The sequence below is a fragment of the Streptomyces sp. NPDC046925 genome, assembly GCF_040644915.1.
Taxonomy (GTDB): Bacteria; Actinomycetota; Actinomycetes; order Streptomycetales; family Streptomycetaceae; genus Streptomyces.
In genome coordinates this window covers 189849-205552 of record NZ_JBEYWZ010000011.1, presented here as the reverse complement: position 1 = coordinate 205552, position 15704 = coordinate 189849, and the positions used below count along the sequence as shown (strand labels likewise).

Below are 15704 nucleotides of genomic sequence, written 5' to 3'. Positions count from 1 at the left end.
GGCGACGGGATTGCCGCCCCCGCGCACGCTTCGGTGAGTCGGGCCTCAGCCCGCGAACCAGCGGACCGGCTGCGGTGCGAGGTTCTGGTAGATGTGCTTGGACTCGCGGTATTCGGCGAGCCCGGCGGGTCCGAGCTCGCGCCCGACGCCGCTCTTGCCGAAGCCGCCCCACTCCGCCTGCGGCAGATAGGGGTGGAAGTCGTTGATCCAGACCGTGCCGTGGCGCAGGCGCCGCGCCATGCGGCGGCCGAGGCCCGCGTCGTTGGTCCAGACGGCGCCCGCGAGACCGTACTCGGTGTCGTTGGCGAGGGCCACGGCCTCGTCCTCGGTGCGGAAGGTCTCGACGGTCAGGACCGGGCCGAAGACCTCTTCGCGCACGACGCGCATCTCGCGGTGGCACTGGTCGAGGACGGTCGGCTCGTAGAAGTAGCCGGTCGCGGGGCGGACTTCGCTGGGCTCGGGGCGCTTGCCGCCGGAGCGCAGGACCGCGCCCTCCTCCAGTGCGGAGGCGACGTACGACTCGGTCTTCTCGCGCTGCTGCTGCGAGACGAGCGGGCCGCACTCGACGCCGTCCTCGGTGCCGCGGCCCAGCTTGATCTTCGTGGCCCTGCGGGCGAGTTCGGCGACGAAGCGCTCGCGCACCGACTCCTCGATGATGAGGCGGCCACCGGCGGAGCAGACCTGCCCGCTGTGGATGAAGGCGGCGTTGAGCGCCTGGTCGACGGCGGTGTCGAAGCCCTCTTCGGTGGCGCAGGCGTCGGCGAAGACGACGTTCGGGTTCTTGCCGCCGAGTTCGAGGGCGACCTTCTTGACGCCGAGCGCGGCGGCCTGCGCGACCTTGGTGCCGGAGACGAGGCCGCCGGTGAAGGAGACCAGGTCGACGTCGGGGTGGTCGGAGAGGCGGGCGCCGACGGTGTGGCCGGGGCCGGTCACGATGTTGGCGACACCGGCCGGGAGGCCCGCCTCGACGAGCAGTTCGATCAGCGCGACCGTCGTCAGCGGAGTGACCTCACTCGGCTTGATGACGAAGGTGTTGCCCGCGGCGAGCGCGGGGGCGATCTTCCAGCTGGCCTGGAGGAGCGGGTAGTTCCAGGGCGTGATCATCGTGCAGACGCCGATCGGCTCGTGCACGACGACGCTGTGGATGTCGTCGCAGCCGGCGTCGACGACACGGCCCGCGCCCTCGCCGATCACGAGGTCGGCGAAGTACCGGAAGGCGTCGGCGACGCAGTCGACGTCGACGCGGCCCTCCTCGACGGTCTTGCCGGCGTCGCGGCTCTCCAGGAGCCCGATCTTCTCGCGGTCGCGTACGAGGAGGTCGGCCACGCGGCGCAGCAGCGCGGCCCGTTCGGCGACGGGCGTGGCGGGCCACGGTCCGTGGTCGAACGCCTCGCGTGCGGCGGCGATGGCCGCGTCGGTGTCCTCGGTGCCGCCTTCGGCGATCAGTGCGAACGGCTTGGCATCAGCCGGGTCGATGATCTCGCGCGTGGCGCCGGAGAGCGCGTTTCGCCACTCTCCGCCCACATGGATGGTCTGTTGTGCGGACACGTCCCGTTTGCCTTCCGTTCCTGTCATACGCCCCGCCTGTCACCCGCGGGAGCCGGGTCCACCTGCCCTGAGGCAGAGAAACCATGCGCATTACATAACCGAAAGTGCTCTGTGTCACTGCGCGTGCAGGAACTTGGTACGAAAGGTACGCGGAAGGACTGTTTTGCGCGTCCCGCTCGTCTCTCACTCGTCTCCTGCTCGCCTCCTACTCGTCGGCGGCGTCGAAATCGAGGTCCGCGGGGTCGTCCTGGACGGCGAGTCCCGCCACCCACAGCGGCATCAGCCAGTGCACGACGAAAGCGGTGAAGAGCACCGGGAAGAGCAGCCCCTCGGTGCCCCAGCCCTGCTGCGCGGCGATGCCCGCACCGGCCGCGGCGGCCAGGAGCAGCCACAGCATGATCTGCCGGGCGCGTGCCGCGACACGGACCCGCTCCGCGCGCTGCCGCTCGTCGAGGGCGCGTTCGCGCAGTTCGAGGAGGCCGCGGGTGGCGGCGTTGATGACGCCGGTGGCGACGCACCACGGCAGCAGGAGCGCGAGCATCGTCCACATCGCCCAGCGCTGGTCGCCGACGACCGTGAGCAGCCAGGCCGCGACGCTCGCCACGGTCAGCGCGATGTGGGCGCCGACCGCGAGGCGCCTGCGCGCGGCGGTGGCGTACATGGGCGCTCCCTCGCGGCGGTTCATGAGCGCCAGCATCCGCCGGTCGTACCCGGTCATTCCCTGTGTCATCACTGACTCCTCCCGTAGACCTCGTCCGTGAGCGGGCGGAACGGCTGCAGGGAGAACAGCGCCTCCACCGGCAGCCCGAAGAACCCCGCGATCTTCAGTGCCAGGTCGAGGCTGGGGTTGTACTGCCCGCGCTCGATGTAGCCGATGGTCTGGTAGTGGACCCCCACCGCCTCGGCCAGGCTCTGGCGCGACACTTTCCGCTCCGCGCGCACCATCGCCAACCTGTTGTGCACCTGCTCGCTCATGTATAAGAAGTACTACATCTGTGAGCAGGTGCGCAATGTAAGGGTGTCTATAGCCAGCCGGTCAGTCAGGCGGCCAGCCGGTCAGTGCGTGCCCGGCTCGGGGCAGATCTCGTCCGGAGGGCAGAACCACGAAAGCGCGGTGGTCATGAAGTCCTCCTCGTCGTCCCTGCCGTCCGCGTCGGAGCCGTACACCGCGAGGGCGTACAGCTCGCCGTCCACCGCCTGGAAGCGGTGGTCGACGACGTGCCAGGTGCCGATGTCCGGCTCGCCCTTGAACCGGTCGGCCGTGTAGTCGAGCCGGGCCGCGGGGCGGCCCCCGTCGTCCGTGCGCTCCACCGGGCCCAGTTGGTCGAAGCCGCCGGGCTTGCCCTCCGCGTCAAGCCAGAGCCGCAGCGACGCATACGGGGACGACTCCGCGACCCGGTACACCTGGAGCCGCCGGTCCCCCTTCGGGCTGCGGTAGTTGACGACCGTCGAGTCCTGGCCCGTGACCGCGTCACGGATCCAGCCCCGCGGCACCGCGAGCCGGTAGCCCTCCTGGTCGGACACCTCTTCGTACGGAGCGGGCGGCACGCCCTCGGGGGAAGGCGCCGCGGTGTCCCCGCCCTCGGCATCCATGTCTCCCCCGTCCGTGCCTTCGTCCGCATCCGCGTCCGTGCTCCGCGGGGCCCCTTCGACCACCGTGAGGTACCCCGTGGGCCGGGGTTCGTCCTTCCAGCCGAGCGCCCAGGCGCCGAAGGCCAGGCCGCCCACCGCGAGGACGGTCACGGCGCCGCGCAGCGCCTTGCCCTGACGCACCGCGTCCCGGTCGTGCAGCTCGGCGATCCGCTGTTCCTGCTCAAGGCCGACCCACTCCTGGCGGTCGTCGTCGAAGATGCGCACCGCTCGTCACTCAGCCCGTGATCTGGGCGATCGCCTGGAGGACCGCCGTGACGGACGCGGCCGTCGCGGCGGCGGCGCCGTACTGCTCCAGGCGGGTACGGAGCCTGCCGAGCAGTCCGCTGCCGCCGTGGCCCGCGCGGGTGATCTCCCGCTCCACCTCGTCCAGTTCGGCGTCGAGGGCCCGGTCGTCGGCCGTGAGCTCGGGCGCCCGGCTCAGCTCGCCGCGCAACACCCTGACCTTGCCGAGCAGCTGTTGCTGTTTCGGGTCGGACACCACCACCGTGTGGTTGGTGGACTCGGCCTTGCCGTGCGAACCGAAGGCCTGCGAGCCGCCGGTGATCGAACCGATCTGGACGTGCGCTCCCCCGCCCGTGTCCCCGTCGCCGCTCATGCCGTGCTCCTCTCGGTGGTGTGCGTGGCCTGGCCGCTGGAGCCGGTGGCGAGCGCGCCGCCGGACATCTCCGAGATGTAGACCCCGCTGTTGTTGATCTGCGTGATGTTCTGTTCGAGCCGGTCCGTGCGGAAGCCGCCGGCCCGCAGCGCGTCGCGGACGCCCTCGCCGATGCGGTCCTGGAGGGTGCGGGTGTAGCGGGCGACGTCCATCTCCTGGAAGAGCGAGAGGTCGTCGGTGCTCGCCAGTTGCCGCAGGCTGACCAGCGGGGCGTCCGGCGGCGGCTGCGCGGGCCCGCCGAGCCCGAGCCGGGCGCACAGGGACCGCAGGGTGCGCGCGGGGGCCGCGGCGGGCTCGGTCGTGTCCTCGGGCTGGGCCAGCCAGAGCCGGAACGAGGGGATGAGCGAGGGCAGTGCGCGCAGGGCCGCGATGCCGACCGCCACACCCACCGCGGGTCCGTCGACGCAGGCCCGCAGGGCGTCGCGGACCGGGCCCTCCGGCTCACTGGCCACGATCGTGTCGACCGCGCGGAACTCGGGCACGATCGGCCCGAGCACGTGCGGCACCACTTCGAGGACCAGCATGCCTCCTTGCGTGTGCACCCTGACCAGGAGCGAGACGACGACCTGTTCGTTCCACGCGCCGACCCGGATCCGCAGGAAGTGCCGCCGCGCCTCGCCGCCCTCGCCCGCCGCCCGTTCGAGATGCCGGGCGACCTGCCCGGCGTCGTAGAGCCCGGCGGTCTCGTAGCCCTGACCGGTGTAGAGCTGTTCGTCGCGGCCCGCGCCCGCGGGGAGGTAGACGAACTCCTCGATCTCCAGGTCCCGCAGGCGGTCCACGCTGGTGGCGGCGGCGGACCGGCGCAGGTCCTTCAGGCGCGGCTCGATCATCTTGATGACCTCGCGCGCGGCGAGCGGTTCGTACGCCCGCGGGGAGGGCACCACGCCGATTCCGCCGTCCTTCTCCGTCTCGGCGCGCTGGAGTTCGAGCACGACCGACCACGGCTTGCGGGGCTTGCCCGCGCCCACGAAGGGGCGGTTCGCGTCGTAGAGGGTGACGGGCGCGTTCTGCTCGCGGTGGATGCAGTCGACGATGCGGGAGAACCGCCGCGGGATGGCGGGCTGCTGCGTCTCGGCGAAGGCCTGGCGGGCGAGTTGCGTGCGCAGGGTGCGCTTGCGCAGGAACTGGTGGCGCCACACCACGGCCGCCATCAGCAGCGGGAAGATCACGGGGTACGGGGTGTCCTTGATCACGGAGATCGCGGAGAAGCCGTACGACGCGGCGCACCACCACACGAACGCGGTGACCAGCCAGCCGATCCTGCGCCGCAGCCAGGCCAGGGGTGCGGGCAGCTCCATCTGCCGCAGGATTCCGCCGTCCGTGCCCCGGCCCGAGACGACCCGCGCGAACCAGAGCAGCAGGACCACCACGGCGTACGCGATCGCCCAGCCGCCCGGCACGAAGGAGCCGAACGTGCCGTCGGGGCCGGAGTCGACGAGGTCGTCCGGGTCGAAGGCGAGCAGCGCGAGGTCCGCGCCGGAGACGCCCGACTCGCCGCCCAGGGAGTCCTCGAGGGCGTCCCAGGTCATCACCGCGTCGGTGACGAGGAACCCGATCCACACGGCTGCCAGGAGCAGCGCCGTGAACAGTTCCTCGCGCCGGGCGCGCAGCGCGTGCGCGAGCACCGGAAGCACGTCGGCGCCGAGCGGCGGCGCCACGGGACGCTCCGCGTGACCGACGAGCTCTGAGACGACTCTTCTGCGGAACACCGCGTCCAGGTGGACGCCGGCGCACAGCAGTCGCGTGGCCTCGGTACTTCCTGCCATGGCCAACTCCTCCTGCACAAAGAGGAATTGGAGAGTAACGGAGAGTGCGCGCCGGGGCCACAGAAAGGTGACTATGCCCCACGAACAAGTGAATTCTCAGCCGTCGGACGAGTGAGGCTCACCGGCATCGCCGAGCGTCACGGGCCGGGACGCACGTCGCCCCCGGCTGCCGGTCGAGCGGCTGCCGGGGGCGAAGCGAAGATGCGCGCGTACGGGCGGAGCCGTACGCCAGGCCGTACTAGATGAGGCCGAGGCCGCGGACCGCCTCGCGCTCCTCGGTGAGCTCCTTGACGGACGCGTCGATGCGCGTGCGCGAGAACTCGTTGATGTCCAGGCCCTGGACGATCTCGTACTTGCCGTCCTTGGTGGTGACGGGGAAGGAGGAGATGAGGCCCTCCGGAACGCCGTACGAACCGTCCGACGGGATACCCATGGAGGTCCAGTCACCGGCGGCCGTGCCGTTCACCCACGTGTGGACGTGGTCGATGGCGGCGTTGGCGGCGGAGGCGGCCGAGGACGCGCCGCGGGCCTCGATGATCGCGGCGCCGCGCTTGGCGACGGTCGGGATGAAGTCGTCGGCGAGCCAGGCCTGGTCGCTCACGACGTCCGCGGCGTTCTTGCCGGCGATCTCCGCGTGGAAGATGTCGGGGTACTGGGTGGCCGAGTGGTTGCCCCAGATGGTCAGGCGCTTGATGTCGGAGACCGGGGCGCCGGTCTTCTTCGACAGCTGCGACAGCGCGCGGTTGTGGTCGAGGCGGGTCATCGCGGTGAAGCGCTCGGCCGGTACGTCCGGGGCGGCGGCCTGCGCGATGAGCGCGTTGGTGTTGGCCGGGTTGCCCACGACGAGGACCTTGATGTCGTCCGCGGCGTTGTCGTTGATCGCCTTGCCCTGCGGCTTGAAGATGCCGCCGTTGGCGGAGAGCAGGTCGCCGCGCTCCATGCCCTTGGTGCGGGGGCGGGCGCCGACGAGGAGGGCGACGTTGGCGCCGGAGAAGGCGACGTTCGGGTCGTCGCTGATCTCGATGGAGTTCAGCAGCGGGAAGGCGCAGTCGTCGAGCTCCATGGCGGTGCCCTCGGCGGCCTTCAGGGCCGGCGTGATCTCGAGCAGTCGCAGATTGACCGGCACGTCCGCGCCGAGCAGGTGGCCGGAGGCGATGCGGAAGAGCAGCGCGTAGCCGATCTGGCCGGCCGCGCCGGTGACGGTGACGTTCACGGGAGTGCGGGTCATGGCGATCTCCGTAAGAAAGCTGGCGGTGGGGGTCCCTGCCCCTTGTGCTGGATCCCCTGCCGACGCCCTCGTCGATCGCCTCTCGATGATCGATCTCTTGGCATCAAGAGAGATCCGCCGTCAGGCTATCGCGCCCCGCCTGACCCCGGACCCCGGGAGGGTGTGGCCCACCCCACAGAGATCCGTTCCGGCTGCCCGGCGGCGCTCCGCAGGCCCTGCCGGACCCTCGTAAAAAATCTTGGAATGAGACAGGCATGGCTCCCGTAACTCCGGGCACACGGAGCAGTACCCCCACGGGAGTGGTCACACCCCCAGGGCGGCCACCACGCTCCCCCCCCCTGTGGTGGCCGCCCCCTCCCCCCGGCGGGGCCACCCCTTTACCGCCCGTCCAGGGCAACGCCTACTTCGTGCAGCCCGTCTGGCCCGCCTTGAGCGTGGCGCACGCCTCCGCCGACGTGCCGTCCTTGACGGGCACCATCGGGGTGTACGCGTCGAAGTCCGCGTTCACGGTGCCGTTCTGCTTGGCCGCGCCCTCGCCGGTGATCGTGACCTTGTCGCCCGGCGCCGCCTGCGTGATGCGCGCCCAGGCCGCACCGCACGTCTTGCTGTAGCGGACCTCGACCAGGGCCTTGCCCACCGTCGCGCGTGTCGTCGTGCTGGCCAGCTCGCCGCCGCAGCCCATGGTCTCCGGGTCCTTGCCGGTGCAGCTCTTGCCGCTGCACTCGACGCCCGCGGGCAGGTCCTTGTCGCTGGTGCTCGGCGACGCCGACGGCTTGGCGCTCTCGTCGCCCTTGTCGTCCTTGCCGAAGTCCGTCAGGAAGATGACGGCGGCTATGACGACGAGCGCGCCGACGACGCCCGCGAGGAACATCGTCAGCTTCCTGCGCCGCCGCTGCCGGTCGGGGGAATCCCCGCCGCGGCCCGGTCCCCGCGCGCCGGGGGGCGGCGTGACGACTCCGAGGTCGCCGCCGCCCGCGCCGGGGGGTCCGTACGACGGTGTCTGCGGCGGGGCCGCGGGTGCGCCGCCCGCGGGTCCCGCGACCCCGGTGACGCTGCCGCCGCCGCGGCCGGGGCGGTCGGCGGAACCGACGCCGGCACCGGCACCCGCGTTCGGCGCGCCGTTGCGTGCCGTGCCGCCGTTCTCCTTGCCCTTGCCCTTGCTCTGGGTCGGGTTCGGTCCCAGCTCGCCGAGCGCGGCCCGCGCCTGGGAGATCCGGATCGCCTGCATGGTCATGTCGTGCCGCATCTCCGAGCGGCTCCACGCGCGCTCGGCGAGCTCCCACATGGTGATGAGGTGCACGGGGTTGGTGCCCGTCACCTCGGCAAGCGCGACGATCGCACCCTTCGGGGCGAGGAGGCGCCCGTTCAGATAGCGCTCCCACGACGTCTTGCTGTACCCGGTGCGGTCGGACACCGCTGCGATGCTCAGGCCACTTCGGTCGACGAGCCTGCGCAGCTGACTGGCGAACTCCCTGACCTGCGGGTCGAGCTCATCCGGTAGCGCCTTCCAACGAGGCATTACTCCCCCTATTCCCCCCGTACGTGCCAACTTGCCCCCGCGCGTGGTTCCCCCCGCTCTGCCCATGAGGCAGCCCCCGCTGCTCCCTGTCATGGGCTACCCAAAGGGATGCCAGAAGTCAGGATGTCAGTTCCCGGACCGGGGGCGTACGGGAGCGTTCGGGCCACTGGCGTGCACCGTCGCACTCCCAGCGGTCCGGCGTCCAGTGTCCCATCGCTGTTCCGGGGTCGGGGACAGCATGGCGGAATGGTCACCTCCGTGCCACAGGAACAAGGCAGCCCTTGTATGGAATTCGTAAGGGCGTGACGCTGGATCTCGTTGGAACGGCCTCCCCACCAACCGGCGGCGCCCGTCCTCCCACGGGGGAGAGGACGGGCGCCGTCTTCGTTCCGCCGGGCCGCGGGTCGCGGGTCGCGTTCAGCGACCGCCGCCGCCCGGCGTGACGAGGCCCGTCTCGTACGCCACCACCACCGCCTGCGCCCTGCTGTCCAGGTCGAGCTTGGTCATCGTGCGGTTCAGGTGGGTCTTGACGGTGGCCTCGCTGATGTAGAGGCGCTCCGCGATGTCCGCGTTCGACTGGCCGGTGGCGATCAGCTTCAGGACCTCCACCTCGCGCAGGGTCAGCGACCGCAGATCGGGCGGCGGTTCGGCGGACCCGCCGGCCACCGGACCGGCCTGCCGGGCGAAGGCCTCGACCAGGCGGCAGGTGACGCTGGGCGCGAAGAGCGCGTCGCCGCCGCCGACGGCGGCCACCGCGGCGAGCAGACGCTCGGGCCCCGAATCCTTGAGCAGGAAGCCCGACGCTCCGGCCCGCAGCGCCCCGTACACGTACTCGTCGAGATCGAACGTCGTGAGGACCAGGACGCGCGGCGGTGGTTCGGTGGCCTCGGCGAGGATCTTCTCGGTGGCCGTGATGCCGCTCATGCCGGGCATGCGGATGTCCATCAGGATCACGTCGGGCCGGGTCGTCGCGGCGAGTTCGACGGCTTCCGCTCCGTCACCCGCCTCACCGACGACCTCGATGCCGGGCGCGGCCCGCAGGAGCCCCACAAGGCCCGCCCTGATGAGGAACTGGTCGTCGACCACGAGCACCCTGGTCATTTTAAGTCGCGTCGTCCCCCTGCGATGCGGCCTGAGCGGAGGTCGGCAGGGTCAGGCGCACGGCGAACCCTCCCTCGCTCAGCGGGCCGATGCTGATCGTCCCGCCGTAGAGCTTGGCCCGCTCCCGCATCCCAATCAACCCATGGCCGCTTCCTGTACGCACTCTGTCCGGAATCACCCCCTTCCCGTCGTTGGTGACGGAGACCGTCACGTGCTGTGGTTCATAACGCAGTTCGACCGCAGCACCAGCGCCCCGCGCATGCTTCAGCACGTTGGTCAGGGCCTCCTGGACCACGCGGTACGCGCAGAGTTCGACGCCGGGCGCGAGCTGCCTCGGCGTCCCCTCGACGCGCAGGTCGACGGCGACTCCCCCGGACCGCACCCGCTCGACCATCTCGCCGAGCCGCGCGAGCCCCGGCATCGGGGCGTCCGGCGCGCCGTCGCCCTCGTCCTCCTGCGCGCGCAGCACCCGCAGCATGCGGCGCAGCTCCTCAAGGGCCTCGCCGCTGGTGCCGGAGATGGTGGAGAGCGCGGCGTGCGCGGTGGCCGGGTCGGAGGTGAAGACGAACTTCGCGAGCCCCGCCTGCACGGAGATCACGGACATATGGTGGGCGACGACGTCGTGCAACTCCCGCGCTATGCGCCCGCGTTCCTCGGCCACCTCGCGCCGCGCCCGCTCGTCCTGCTCGCGCTTCAGCTGCCTGGCCAGCTCGGCCGACCGGCGGGCGACGTACCCGAACCGCCAGATGACCAGGGGAAAGCCGATGGCCTGCCCGATCACGGACGCCATCGACGACCCTTCGCTCACCACGCCCGCGTAGATCCAGACGGCGCTCATCAGGACGCCGCAGGGGACGGAGACGCGGGCGGGCCGCAGGGCCGTGACCGTGTAGACGGCGAGCATGGGCGCGAAGGTGTTCACGACGGGCCAGTAGCCGGCGGTCACATAGACGACCCACGCCGCGTGCACCAGGAGCAGGACCGCGAGCGGCGCCCTGGAGCGGAACACGGCGGGCACATTGGCCAGCGCCACCAACGCATAGCCCGTCGCGTCGAGTTCGGGCCACCCCTGCCGCGCCGACTCCTGCCCGAGGAGTACGGCGACCGTGGTCAGGGCGACCGCGATCGACGTGTCGGCGACGAGGGGGCGGATCCGCATCGCCGCAGCGTAGCCCCGGTGCGGGCAGCGATACGTCAAACTTCCGCGGTACCGCGGAAGTTGCAGGAACCACGGCCGTACTCCGCGGGGCGTACCCGGACATCAACCCGGCGCGGGACGACGCCCCCGCCCCCGCAGCCGTAACTTCTTGCACCGGCGCGCTCGTCCTCCCGCGGGGGAGAGGACGAGCGAACGCCGCGGGCCGGTCCGGGCGCTAGCTGCTGATCGTGAAGTGCAGGATGCCGTCGAGGAACGGGACCTGCATGCCGTTCGGCTGCGCCATCAGCGCGAGCAGGACGATGACGGCCCCGAGGCCGCCGTACGTGACCATGTCCGTGAAGCGCGAGCGCACCGCGAGCATGCCGACGCCGGGCAGCGCCCAGCGCAGGACGGCGCCGCCGATCAGCGCGAGGCCGACCAGGATCGTGCCGACGCGGAACACGTCGAAGGCCGTGAGCAGCAGGCCGATCCCCACCGTCGAGAGCACGCTGAGCAGCGGCCACTGCCGGGCGGGTGCGGGGGCGTCGCCGCCCGCGGCGCGGCCGCCGCCCTCGGGGCGCGCGGTGTCCCGGGTCAGGAGCGGGAAACGCCGGGTGGTCTTCTTCGGACCGCCGGGGGCGGGGGCGCTGACGGCGCCCTTGGCCTCGGTGTCCTCCACCGCCCCGGCCTCCTTCACGTCGGCCTCCGTCACGTCGGCCCGCGATGCCCCTTGGTCAGGTTCTGCGCTCATGGGCTCACCCTTTCCCGTTTCAGCTCGCGGCGGCGGACGCGGCGCGCTCGGCCGCCTCGACGACGTTGACGAGCAGCTGTGCGCGGGTCATCGGGCCGACGCCGCCGGGGTTCGGCGAGATCCAGCCCGCGACCTCACGGACGCCGGGGTGCACGTCGCCGACGATCTTGCCGTTCTCGTCGCGCGAGACGCCGACGTCCAGGACCGCGGCGCCCTGCTTGACGTCCTCGGGCTTGATCAGGTGCGGGACTCCGGCGGCGGCCACGATGATGTCGGCCTTCTGGAGGTGGAAGGCGAGGTCGCGCGTGCCGGTGTGGCACTGCGTCACCGTCGCGTTCTCCGAGCGGCGGGTGAGCAGGAGCGGCATCGAGCGGCCGATCGTCACACCGCGGCCGACGACCACGACCTCGGCGCCGTTGATCTCCACGCCGTACTGGCGCAGGAGCGTGATGATGCCGAACGGCGTGCAGGGCAGCGGCGCGGGCTCGTTCAGGACGAGGCGGCCGAGATTCATCGGGTGCAGGCCGTCGGCGTCCTTGGCCGGGTCCATGAGTTCGAGGACGCGGTTCTCGTCGATGCCCTTGGGCAGCGGGAGCTGCACGATGTAGCCGGTGCAGGCGGGGTCGTCGTTGAGCTCGCGGACGACGGCCTCGATCTCCTCCTGCGTCGCGGTGGCGGGCAGCTCGCGCTGGATGGAGGCGATGCCGACCTGCGCGCAGTCGCGGTGCTTGCCTGCGACGTACTTCTGGCTGCCCGGGTCGTCACCGACCAGAACAGTCCCGAGGCCGGGGGTCAGGCCCCGCTCCTTCAGGGCCGCCACGCGGGCGGTCAGTTCGGACTTGATCGCGGCTGCGGTGGCCTTGCCATCGAGAATCTGGGCGGTCATGACTCCATCTTCCCGGATGAGACCCGCCCGGTACCAATCAGGGCGGCGCTGCGGCCCGGCTGTGTCCCAGCTGTGTCCCGGGACCTGACCAGCTCTGTTGCACTTGCACAACACATAGTGAATGCGGCTGGACAAATAAGCCTGGCTTAAAGAACGATATGCGACACAGTGCCGCGGGCAGTGTCGGGGGGACGGACCGCATCTGTAGAACTTTCCTCCGTGATGTGCCGCGTCGTCCCCGCACTACCCGACGGAGGAAGACCGCCATGAGTTACGGCGACCCGAACAACCCCTACGGGCAGCCGCCCCAGCAGCCCCCGGCCGCTCCCGGTTACGGCTACCCCCAGGCCCCTCCCGGCGTCCCGCCGCAGCAGGGCTACGGCTACCCGCAGCAGCCGGCCTACCCCGGCTACCCGGGCGGCAACATGATGCAGCAGTCGATGCCGGGGCTCCTGGTCACCGCGCGCGTCTTCCTGTTCCTGATCTCGGCGGTGCAGATCCTCTTCGCGATCATCTACCTCTACGTGGGTGCGATCGCGAGCGACGCCGGCGACAGCGGCGAGGACCTGGGCCTCACCGGCATGGGCGAGGCAGGTGACGCCGTGGCCGGTATCGCGGTCATCGGCGCGCTCATCGCGGCCGGTCTTGCGGTCCTCTCCATCATGCTGGGCGTGAAGTTCAGCCGCGGCGGCCAGGGCGTCCGGATCACCACGGTCGTCTACGGCGCGCTCGGCGGCGTCGTCGGCCTGATCATGCTGTTCATCGGCCTCGACTCGGGTCTGGCGACCGCCATCATCGGCCCGCTGATCTGGGTGACGTTCGCCGTCATCATCACGATCGCCCCGGTCGTGCCCAGCGGCACCGCGTGGTTCAACCGGCCTCGCTACTGAGGCGTTTCAGGCGATACACACCCACGGGCCGTGCCCCCTCGACAGGGGGCACGGCCCGTGGGTTTTTGCTGGTGCTCAGTGGAAGAAGTGCCGCGTACCCGTGAAGTACATCGTCACGCCCGCCTTCTTCGCGGCCTCGATGACCAGCTCGTCACGGACCGAACCGCCCGGCTGCACCACGGCCTTGACGCCCGCGGCGGTCAGGATCTCCAGGCCGTCGGGGAACGGGAAGAACGCGTCCGAGGCGGCGTACGCGCCGTGCGCCCGCTCCTCGCCCGCCCGCTCGACGGCGAGCTTCGCGGAGTCGACGCGGTTGACCTGGCCCATGCCGACGCCGACCGAGGCGCCGTCCTTGGCGAGCAGGATCGCGTTGGACTTCACCGCGCGGGACGCCTTCCAGGCGAAGGCGAGCTCGGCCAGCTCGCCCGCGTTCAGCGCGTCGCCCGTGGCGAGCGTCCAGTTGGCGGGGTTGTCGCCCTCGGCCTGGAGGCGGTCGGTGACCTGGAGGAGCGCACCGCCGTCGATCTGCTTGACCTCCACCGTGTTGGCCGGGGCCTGGTGGGCGCGCAGGACGCGGATGTTCTTCTTCTTGGTGAGGACTTCGAGGGCGCCGTCCTCGTACTCCGGCGCGACGATGACCTCGGTGAAGATGTCGGCGACCTGCTCCGCCATCTCCTTGGAGACCGGGCGGTTGACGGCGATCACGCCGCCGAACGCGGAGAGCGGGTCACAGGCGTGCGCCTTGCGGTGCGCCTCTGCGACGTTCGAACCGATCGCGATGCCACAGGGATTGGCGTGCTTGATGATCGCGACGCAGGGGTCGTCGTGGTCGTACGCGGCACGGCGCGCGGCGTCCGTGTCCGTGTAGTTGTTGTACGACATCTCCTTGCCGTGCAGCTGCTCGGCCTCCGCGAGGCCGCCATTGCCGTCGACGTAGAGGGCGGCGCCCTGGTGCGGGTTCTCGCCGTAGCGCAGGACGTTCTTGCGGGCGTACGCGCTGCCGATGAACCCGGGGAAGTCCGAGCTGTCGTCGGCGGCGTAGTCGTCCGCGAACCAGGAGGCGACCGCGAGGTCGTACTCGGCGGTGTGGCGGAACGCCTCGGCGGCCAGGCGCTTGCGGGCGGTCAGGTCGAAGCCGCCGGTGCGGGCTGCGGCGAGCACGTCGGCGTACCGGTCGGGGCTCGTGATGACCGACACCGAGGGGTGGTTCTTGGCGGCGGCGCGGACCATCGAGGGGCCGCCGATGTCGATCTGCTCCACGCACTCGTCGGGCGTCGCGCCCGAGGCGACGGTCGCCTTGAAGGGGTAGAGGTTCACCACGACCAGCTGGAACGGCTCGATGCCGAGGTCGGCGAGCTGGCGCTGGTGGTCGTCCAGACGCAGGTCGGCGAGGATCCCGGCGTGCACGCGGGGGTGCAGCGTCTTGACCCGGCCGTCCAGGCACTCGGGGAATTCGGTGAGCTCCTCGACCTTGGTGACGGGCACCCCGGCGGCGGCGATCTTCGCGGCGGTCGAACCGGTGGAGACGAGCTCGACGCCGGCCTCGTGCAGCCCGCGCGCGAGCTCTTCGAGCCCGGTCTTGTCATAGACGCTGATGAGCGCGCGCTTGATGGGGCGCTGCGAGGCGTGCGTACCTTCGGCGGTCACGGGATAAATACCTTTCGTCCCTCAATGCGGTAGCCGTTACGGGCCAGACGCCCCACGACATCGACGAGCAGCCTTCGCTCGACTTCCTTGATGCGCTCGTGCAGAGCGCTCTCGTCGTCCTCATCCCCGACCGGGACCACGCCCTGGGCGATGATCGGGCCGGTGTCGACGCCGTCGTCGACGAAGTGGACGGTGCATCCCGTGACCTTCGCGCCGTACGCGAGCGCGTCGCGCACACCGTGGGCCCCGGGGAAGCTGGGCAGCAGGGCGGGGTGCGTATTGACGAACCGGCCGCCGAACAGTGCGAGGAATTTCTTCCCCACGATCTTCATGAACCCGGCCGACACGACCAGATCGGGTGCGTACGAGGCGGTCGCCTCGGCGAGCGCCGCGTCCCACTCGTCACGCGTCGCATGGTCCTTCACCCGGCAGACGAAGGTGGGAATCCCGGCGCTCTCGGCGCGCTCCAGCCCGACGATGCCGTCGCGGTCGGCGCCGACCGCGACGATCTCGGCGCCGTAGCCCGCCGCACCGTCCGTCGCGATCTTGTCGAGCAGAGCCTGCAGATTCGTACCTGATCCGGAGACCAGCACGACGAGGCGCTTGGCCACAGGGCTCTTGGCCACAGCGGGGCCCTTTCTCGCGAGGTGCGTGTTCGTACGGTGCGGCTTTGCACGGTGAGGCTCTGTGCGGCGAGGCTTTGTACGGTCGTACAAAAGCTTCGTGCCTCGCGATACGGGGAACTCTACGAAGCGGCCGACCGTCAGCAACGATACCGGCACACGGTGCGGCCCCTCACGGGACGGGGGCGCGGCCGGAAGGTAGCGTCTGCACCAAGACGTCACATGGCGTCACACCGTCCAGAGCACCGTCCCGGACACCGTTAAGAAGCTCGCTCGACCAAGGGGAAGACGCACACCTG

15 protein-coding genes are annotated in these 15704 nt (G+C 71.0%); 1 reads left to right on the top strand and 14 read right to left on the bottom strand.

The window, feature by feature from the left end; all coding sequences use genetic code 11:
• Positions 1-45: 45 nt before the first annotated feature.
• From ABZ906_RS34630 to ABZ906_RS34575, 12 genes are all read right to left on the bottom strand, one after another.
• A complete protein-coding gene (locus ABZ906_RS34630; RefSeq protein ID WP_361389703.1) occupies positions 46-1575 on the bottom strand; it encodes an aldehyde dehydrogenase family protein in 1530 nt (509 codons plus the stop codon).
• A gap of 178 nt (positions 1576-1753) precedes the next feature.
• Positions 1754-2278 carry a hypothetical protein gene (locus ABZ906_RS34625; protein ID WP_361389701.1) on the bottom strand — a complete coding sequence of 175 codons (525 nt, stop codon included), beginning with the start codon at positions 2276-2278 and terminating at the stop codon, positions 1754-1756.
• Positions 2278-2523 (bottom strand): helix-turn-helix transcriptional regulator, encoded by a 246-nt coding sequence (locus ABZ906_RS34620; protein ID WP_361182189.1) that lies wholly within the window; start codon positions 2521-2523, stop codon positions 2278-2280. The genes ABZ906_RS34625 and ABZ906_RS34620 overlap by 1 nt, the downstream gene beginning before the upstream one ends.
• A gap of 81 nt (positions 2524-2604) precedes the next feature.
• Positions 2605-3405, bottom strand: a complete 801-nt coding sequence (locus ABZ906_RS34615) for a hypothetical protein (RefSeq protein WP_361389699.1) — start codon at positions 3403-3405, stop codon at positions 2605-2607.
• A gap of 10 nt (positions 3406-3415) precedes the next feature.
• On the bottom strand, positions 3416-3796 hold the full coding sequence (locus tag ABZ906_RS34610; protein WP_361182193.1) for a hypothetical protein: 381 nt from the start codon (positions 3794-3796) through the stop codon (positions 3416-3418).
• A complete protein-coding gene (locus tag ABZ906_RS34605) occupies positions 3793-5622 on the bottom strand; it encodes a hypothetical protein (RefSeq protein ID WP_361389697.1) in 1830 nt (609 codons plus the stop codon). Before ABZ906_RS34605 ends, ABZ906_RS34610 begins: the two co-directional genes overlap by 4 nt.
• Positions 5623-5860: 238 nt before the next feature.
• Positions 5861-6850 (bottom strand): malate dehydrogenase, encoded by a 990-nt coding sequence (locus ABZ906_RS34600; RefSeq protein WP_361182196.1) that lies wholly within the window; start codon positions 6848-6850, stop codon positions 5861-5863.
• 400 nt (positions 6851-7250) lie between these two features.
• Positions 7251-8369: an XRE family transcriptional regulator gene (locus ABZ906_RS34595; protein ID WP_361389695.1), complete on the bottom strand. Its 1119-nt coding sequence runs from the start codon at positions 8367-8369 to the stop codon at positions 7251-7253.
• A gap of 417 nt (positions 8370-8786) precedes the next feature.
• The gene (locus tag ABZ906_RS34590; protein WP_361182200.1) at positions 8787-9470 is read right to left on the bottom strand and encodes a response regulator transcription factor; all 684 of its coding nucleotides are present in this window, start codon (positions 9468-9470) and stop codon (positions 8787-8789) included.
• A gap of 1 nt (position 9471) precedes the next feature.
• Complete coding sequence (locus ABZ906_RS34585; RefSeq protein WP_361389693.1) at positions 9472-10629, bottom strand: sensor histidine kinase; 1158 nt, start codon at positions 10627-10629, stop codon at positions 9472-9474.
• A gap of 214 nt (positions 10630-10843) precedes the next feature.
• A complete protein-coding gene (locus ABZ906_RS34580; protein WP_361182203.1) occupies positions 10844-11359 on the bottom strand; it encodes a DUF3017 domain-containing protein in 516 nt (171 codons plus the stop codon).
• A gap of 19 nt (positions 11360-11378) precedes the next feature.
• Entirely contained in the window at positions 11379-12245 is an 867-nt protein-coding gene (locus ABZ906_RS34575; protein WP_361389691.1) for a bifunctional methylenetetrahydrofolate dehydrogenase/methenyltetrahydrofolate cyclohydrolase, read from the bottom strand.
• Between the two features lie 266 nt (positions 12246-12511).
• Between ABZ906_RS34575 and ABZ906_RS34570 the strand changes: the two genes are divergently transcribed.
• Complete coding sequence (locus tag ABZ906_RS34570) at positions 12512-13135, top strand: hypothetical protein (RefSeq protein ID WP_361182206.1); 624 nt, start codon at positions 12512-12514, stop codon at positions 13133-13135.
• 75 nt (positions 13136-13210) lie between these two features.
• On the opposite strand, the gene purH is transcribed toward ABZ906_RS34570, so the two are convergent.
• On the bottom strand, positions 13211-14782 hold the full coding sequence (gene purH, locus ABZ906_RS34565) for a bifunctional phosphoribosylaminoimidazolecarboxamide formyltransferase/IMP cyclohydrolase (RefSeq protein ID WP_361182207.1): 1572 nt from the start codon (positions 14780-14782) through the stop codon (positions 13211-13213).
• Positions 14779-15408, bottom strand: a complete 630-nt coding sequence (purN, locus tag ABZ906_RS34560) for a phosphoribosylglycinamide formyltransferase (RefSeq protein WP_361182208.1) — start codon at positions 15406-15408, stop codon at positions 14779-14781. Before purN ends, purH begins: the two co-directional genes overlap by 4 nt.
• Positions 15409-15704 lie beyond the last annotated feature (296 nt).

What these genes read in the sequence shown, in the direction of transcription:
- ABZ906_RS34570 (WP_361182206.1), top strand. Translation starts at nt 12,512, where the DNA reads ATGAGTTACGGCGACCCGAACAACCCCTACGGGCAGCCGCCCCAGCAG.
- ABZ906_RS34610 (WP_361182193.1), bottom strand. Translation starts at nt 3,796, where the DNA reads ATGAGCGGCGACGGGGACACGGGCGGGGGAGCGCACGTCCAGATCGGT.
- ABZ906_RS34625 (WP_361389701.1), bottom strand. Translation starts at nt 2,278, where the DNA reads ATGACACAGGGAATGACCGGGTACGACCGGCGGATGCTGGCGCTCATG.
- ABZ906_RS34585 (WP_361389693.1), bottom strand. Translation starts at nt 10,629, where the DNA reads ATGCGGATCCGCCCCCTCGTCGCCGACACGTCGATCGCGGTCGCCCTG.
- ABZ906_RS34590 (WP_361182200.1), bottom strand. Translation starts at nt 9,470, where the DNA reads ATGACCAGGGTGCTCGTGGTCGACGACCAGTTCCTCATCAGGGCGGGC.
- ABZ906_RS34595 (WP_361389695.1), bottom strand. Translation starts at nt 8,369, where the DNA reads ATGCCTCGTTGGAAGGCGCTACCGGATGAGCTCGACCCGCAGGTCAGG.
- ABZ906_RS34620 (WP_361182189.1), bottom strand. Translation starts at nt 2,523, where the DNA reads ATGAGCGAGCAGGTGCACAACAGGTTGGCGATGGTGCGCGCGGAGCGG.
- ABZ906_RS34630 (WP_361389703.1), bottom strand. Translation starts at nt 1,575, where the DNA reads ATGACAGGAACGGAAGGCAAACGGGACGTGTCCGCACAACAGACCATC.
- ABZ906_RS34575 (WP_361389691.1), bottom strand. Translation starts at nt 12,245, where the DNA reads ATGACCGCCCAGATTCTCGATGGCAAGGCCACCGCAGCCGCGATCAAG.
- ABZ906_RS34600 (WP_361182196.1), bottom strand. Translation starts at nt 6,850, where the DNA reads ATGACCCGCACTCCCGTGAACGTCACCGTCACCGGCGCGGCCGGCCAG.
- ABZ906_RS34605 (WP_361389697.1), bottom strand. Translation starts at nt 5,622, where the DNA reads ATGGCAGGAAGTACCGAGGCCACGCGACTGCTGTGCGCCGGCGTCCAC.
- ABZ906_RS34580 (WP_361182203.1), bottom strand. Translation starts at nt 11,359, where the DNA reads ATGAGCGCAGAACCTGACCAAGGGGCATCGCGGGCCGACGTGACGGAG.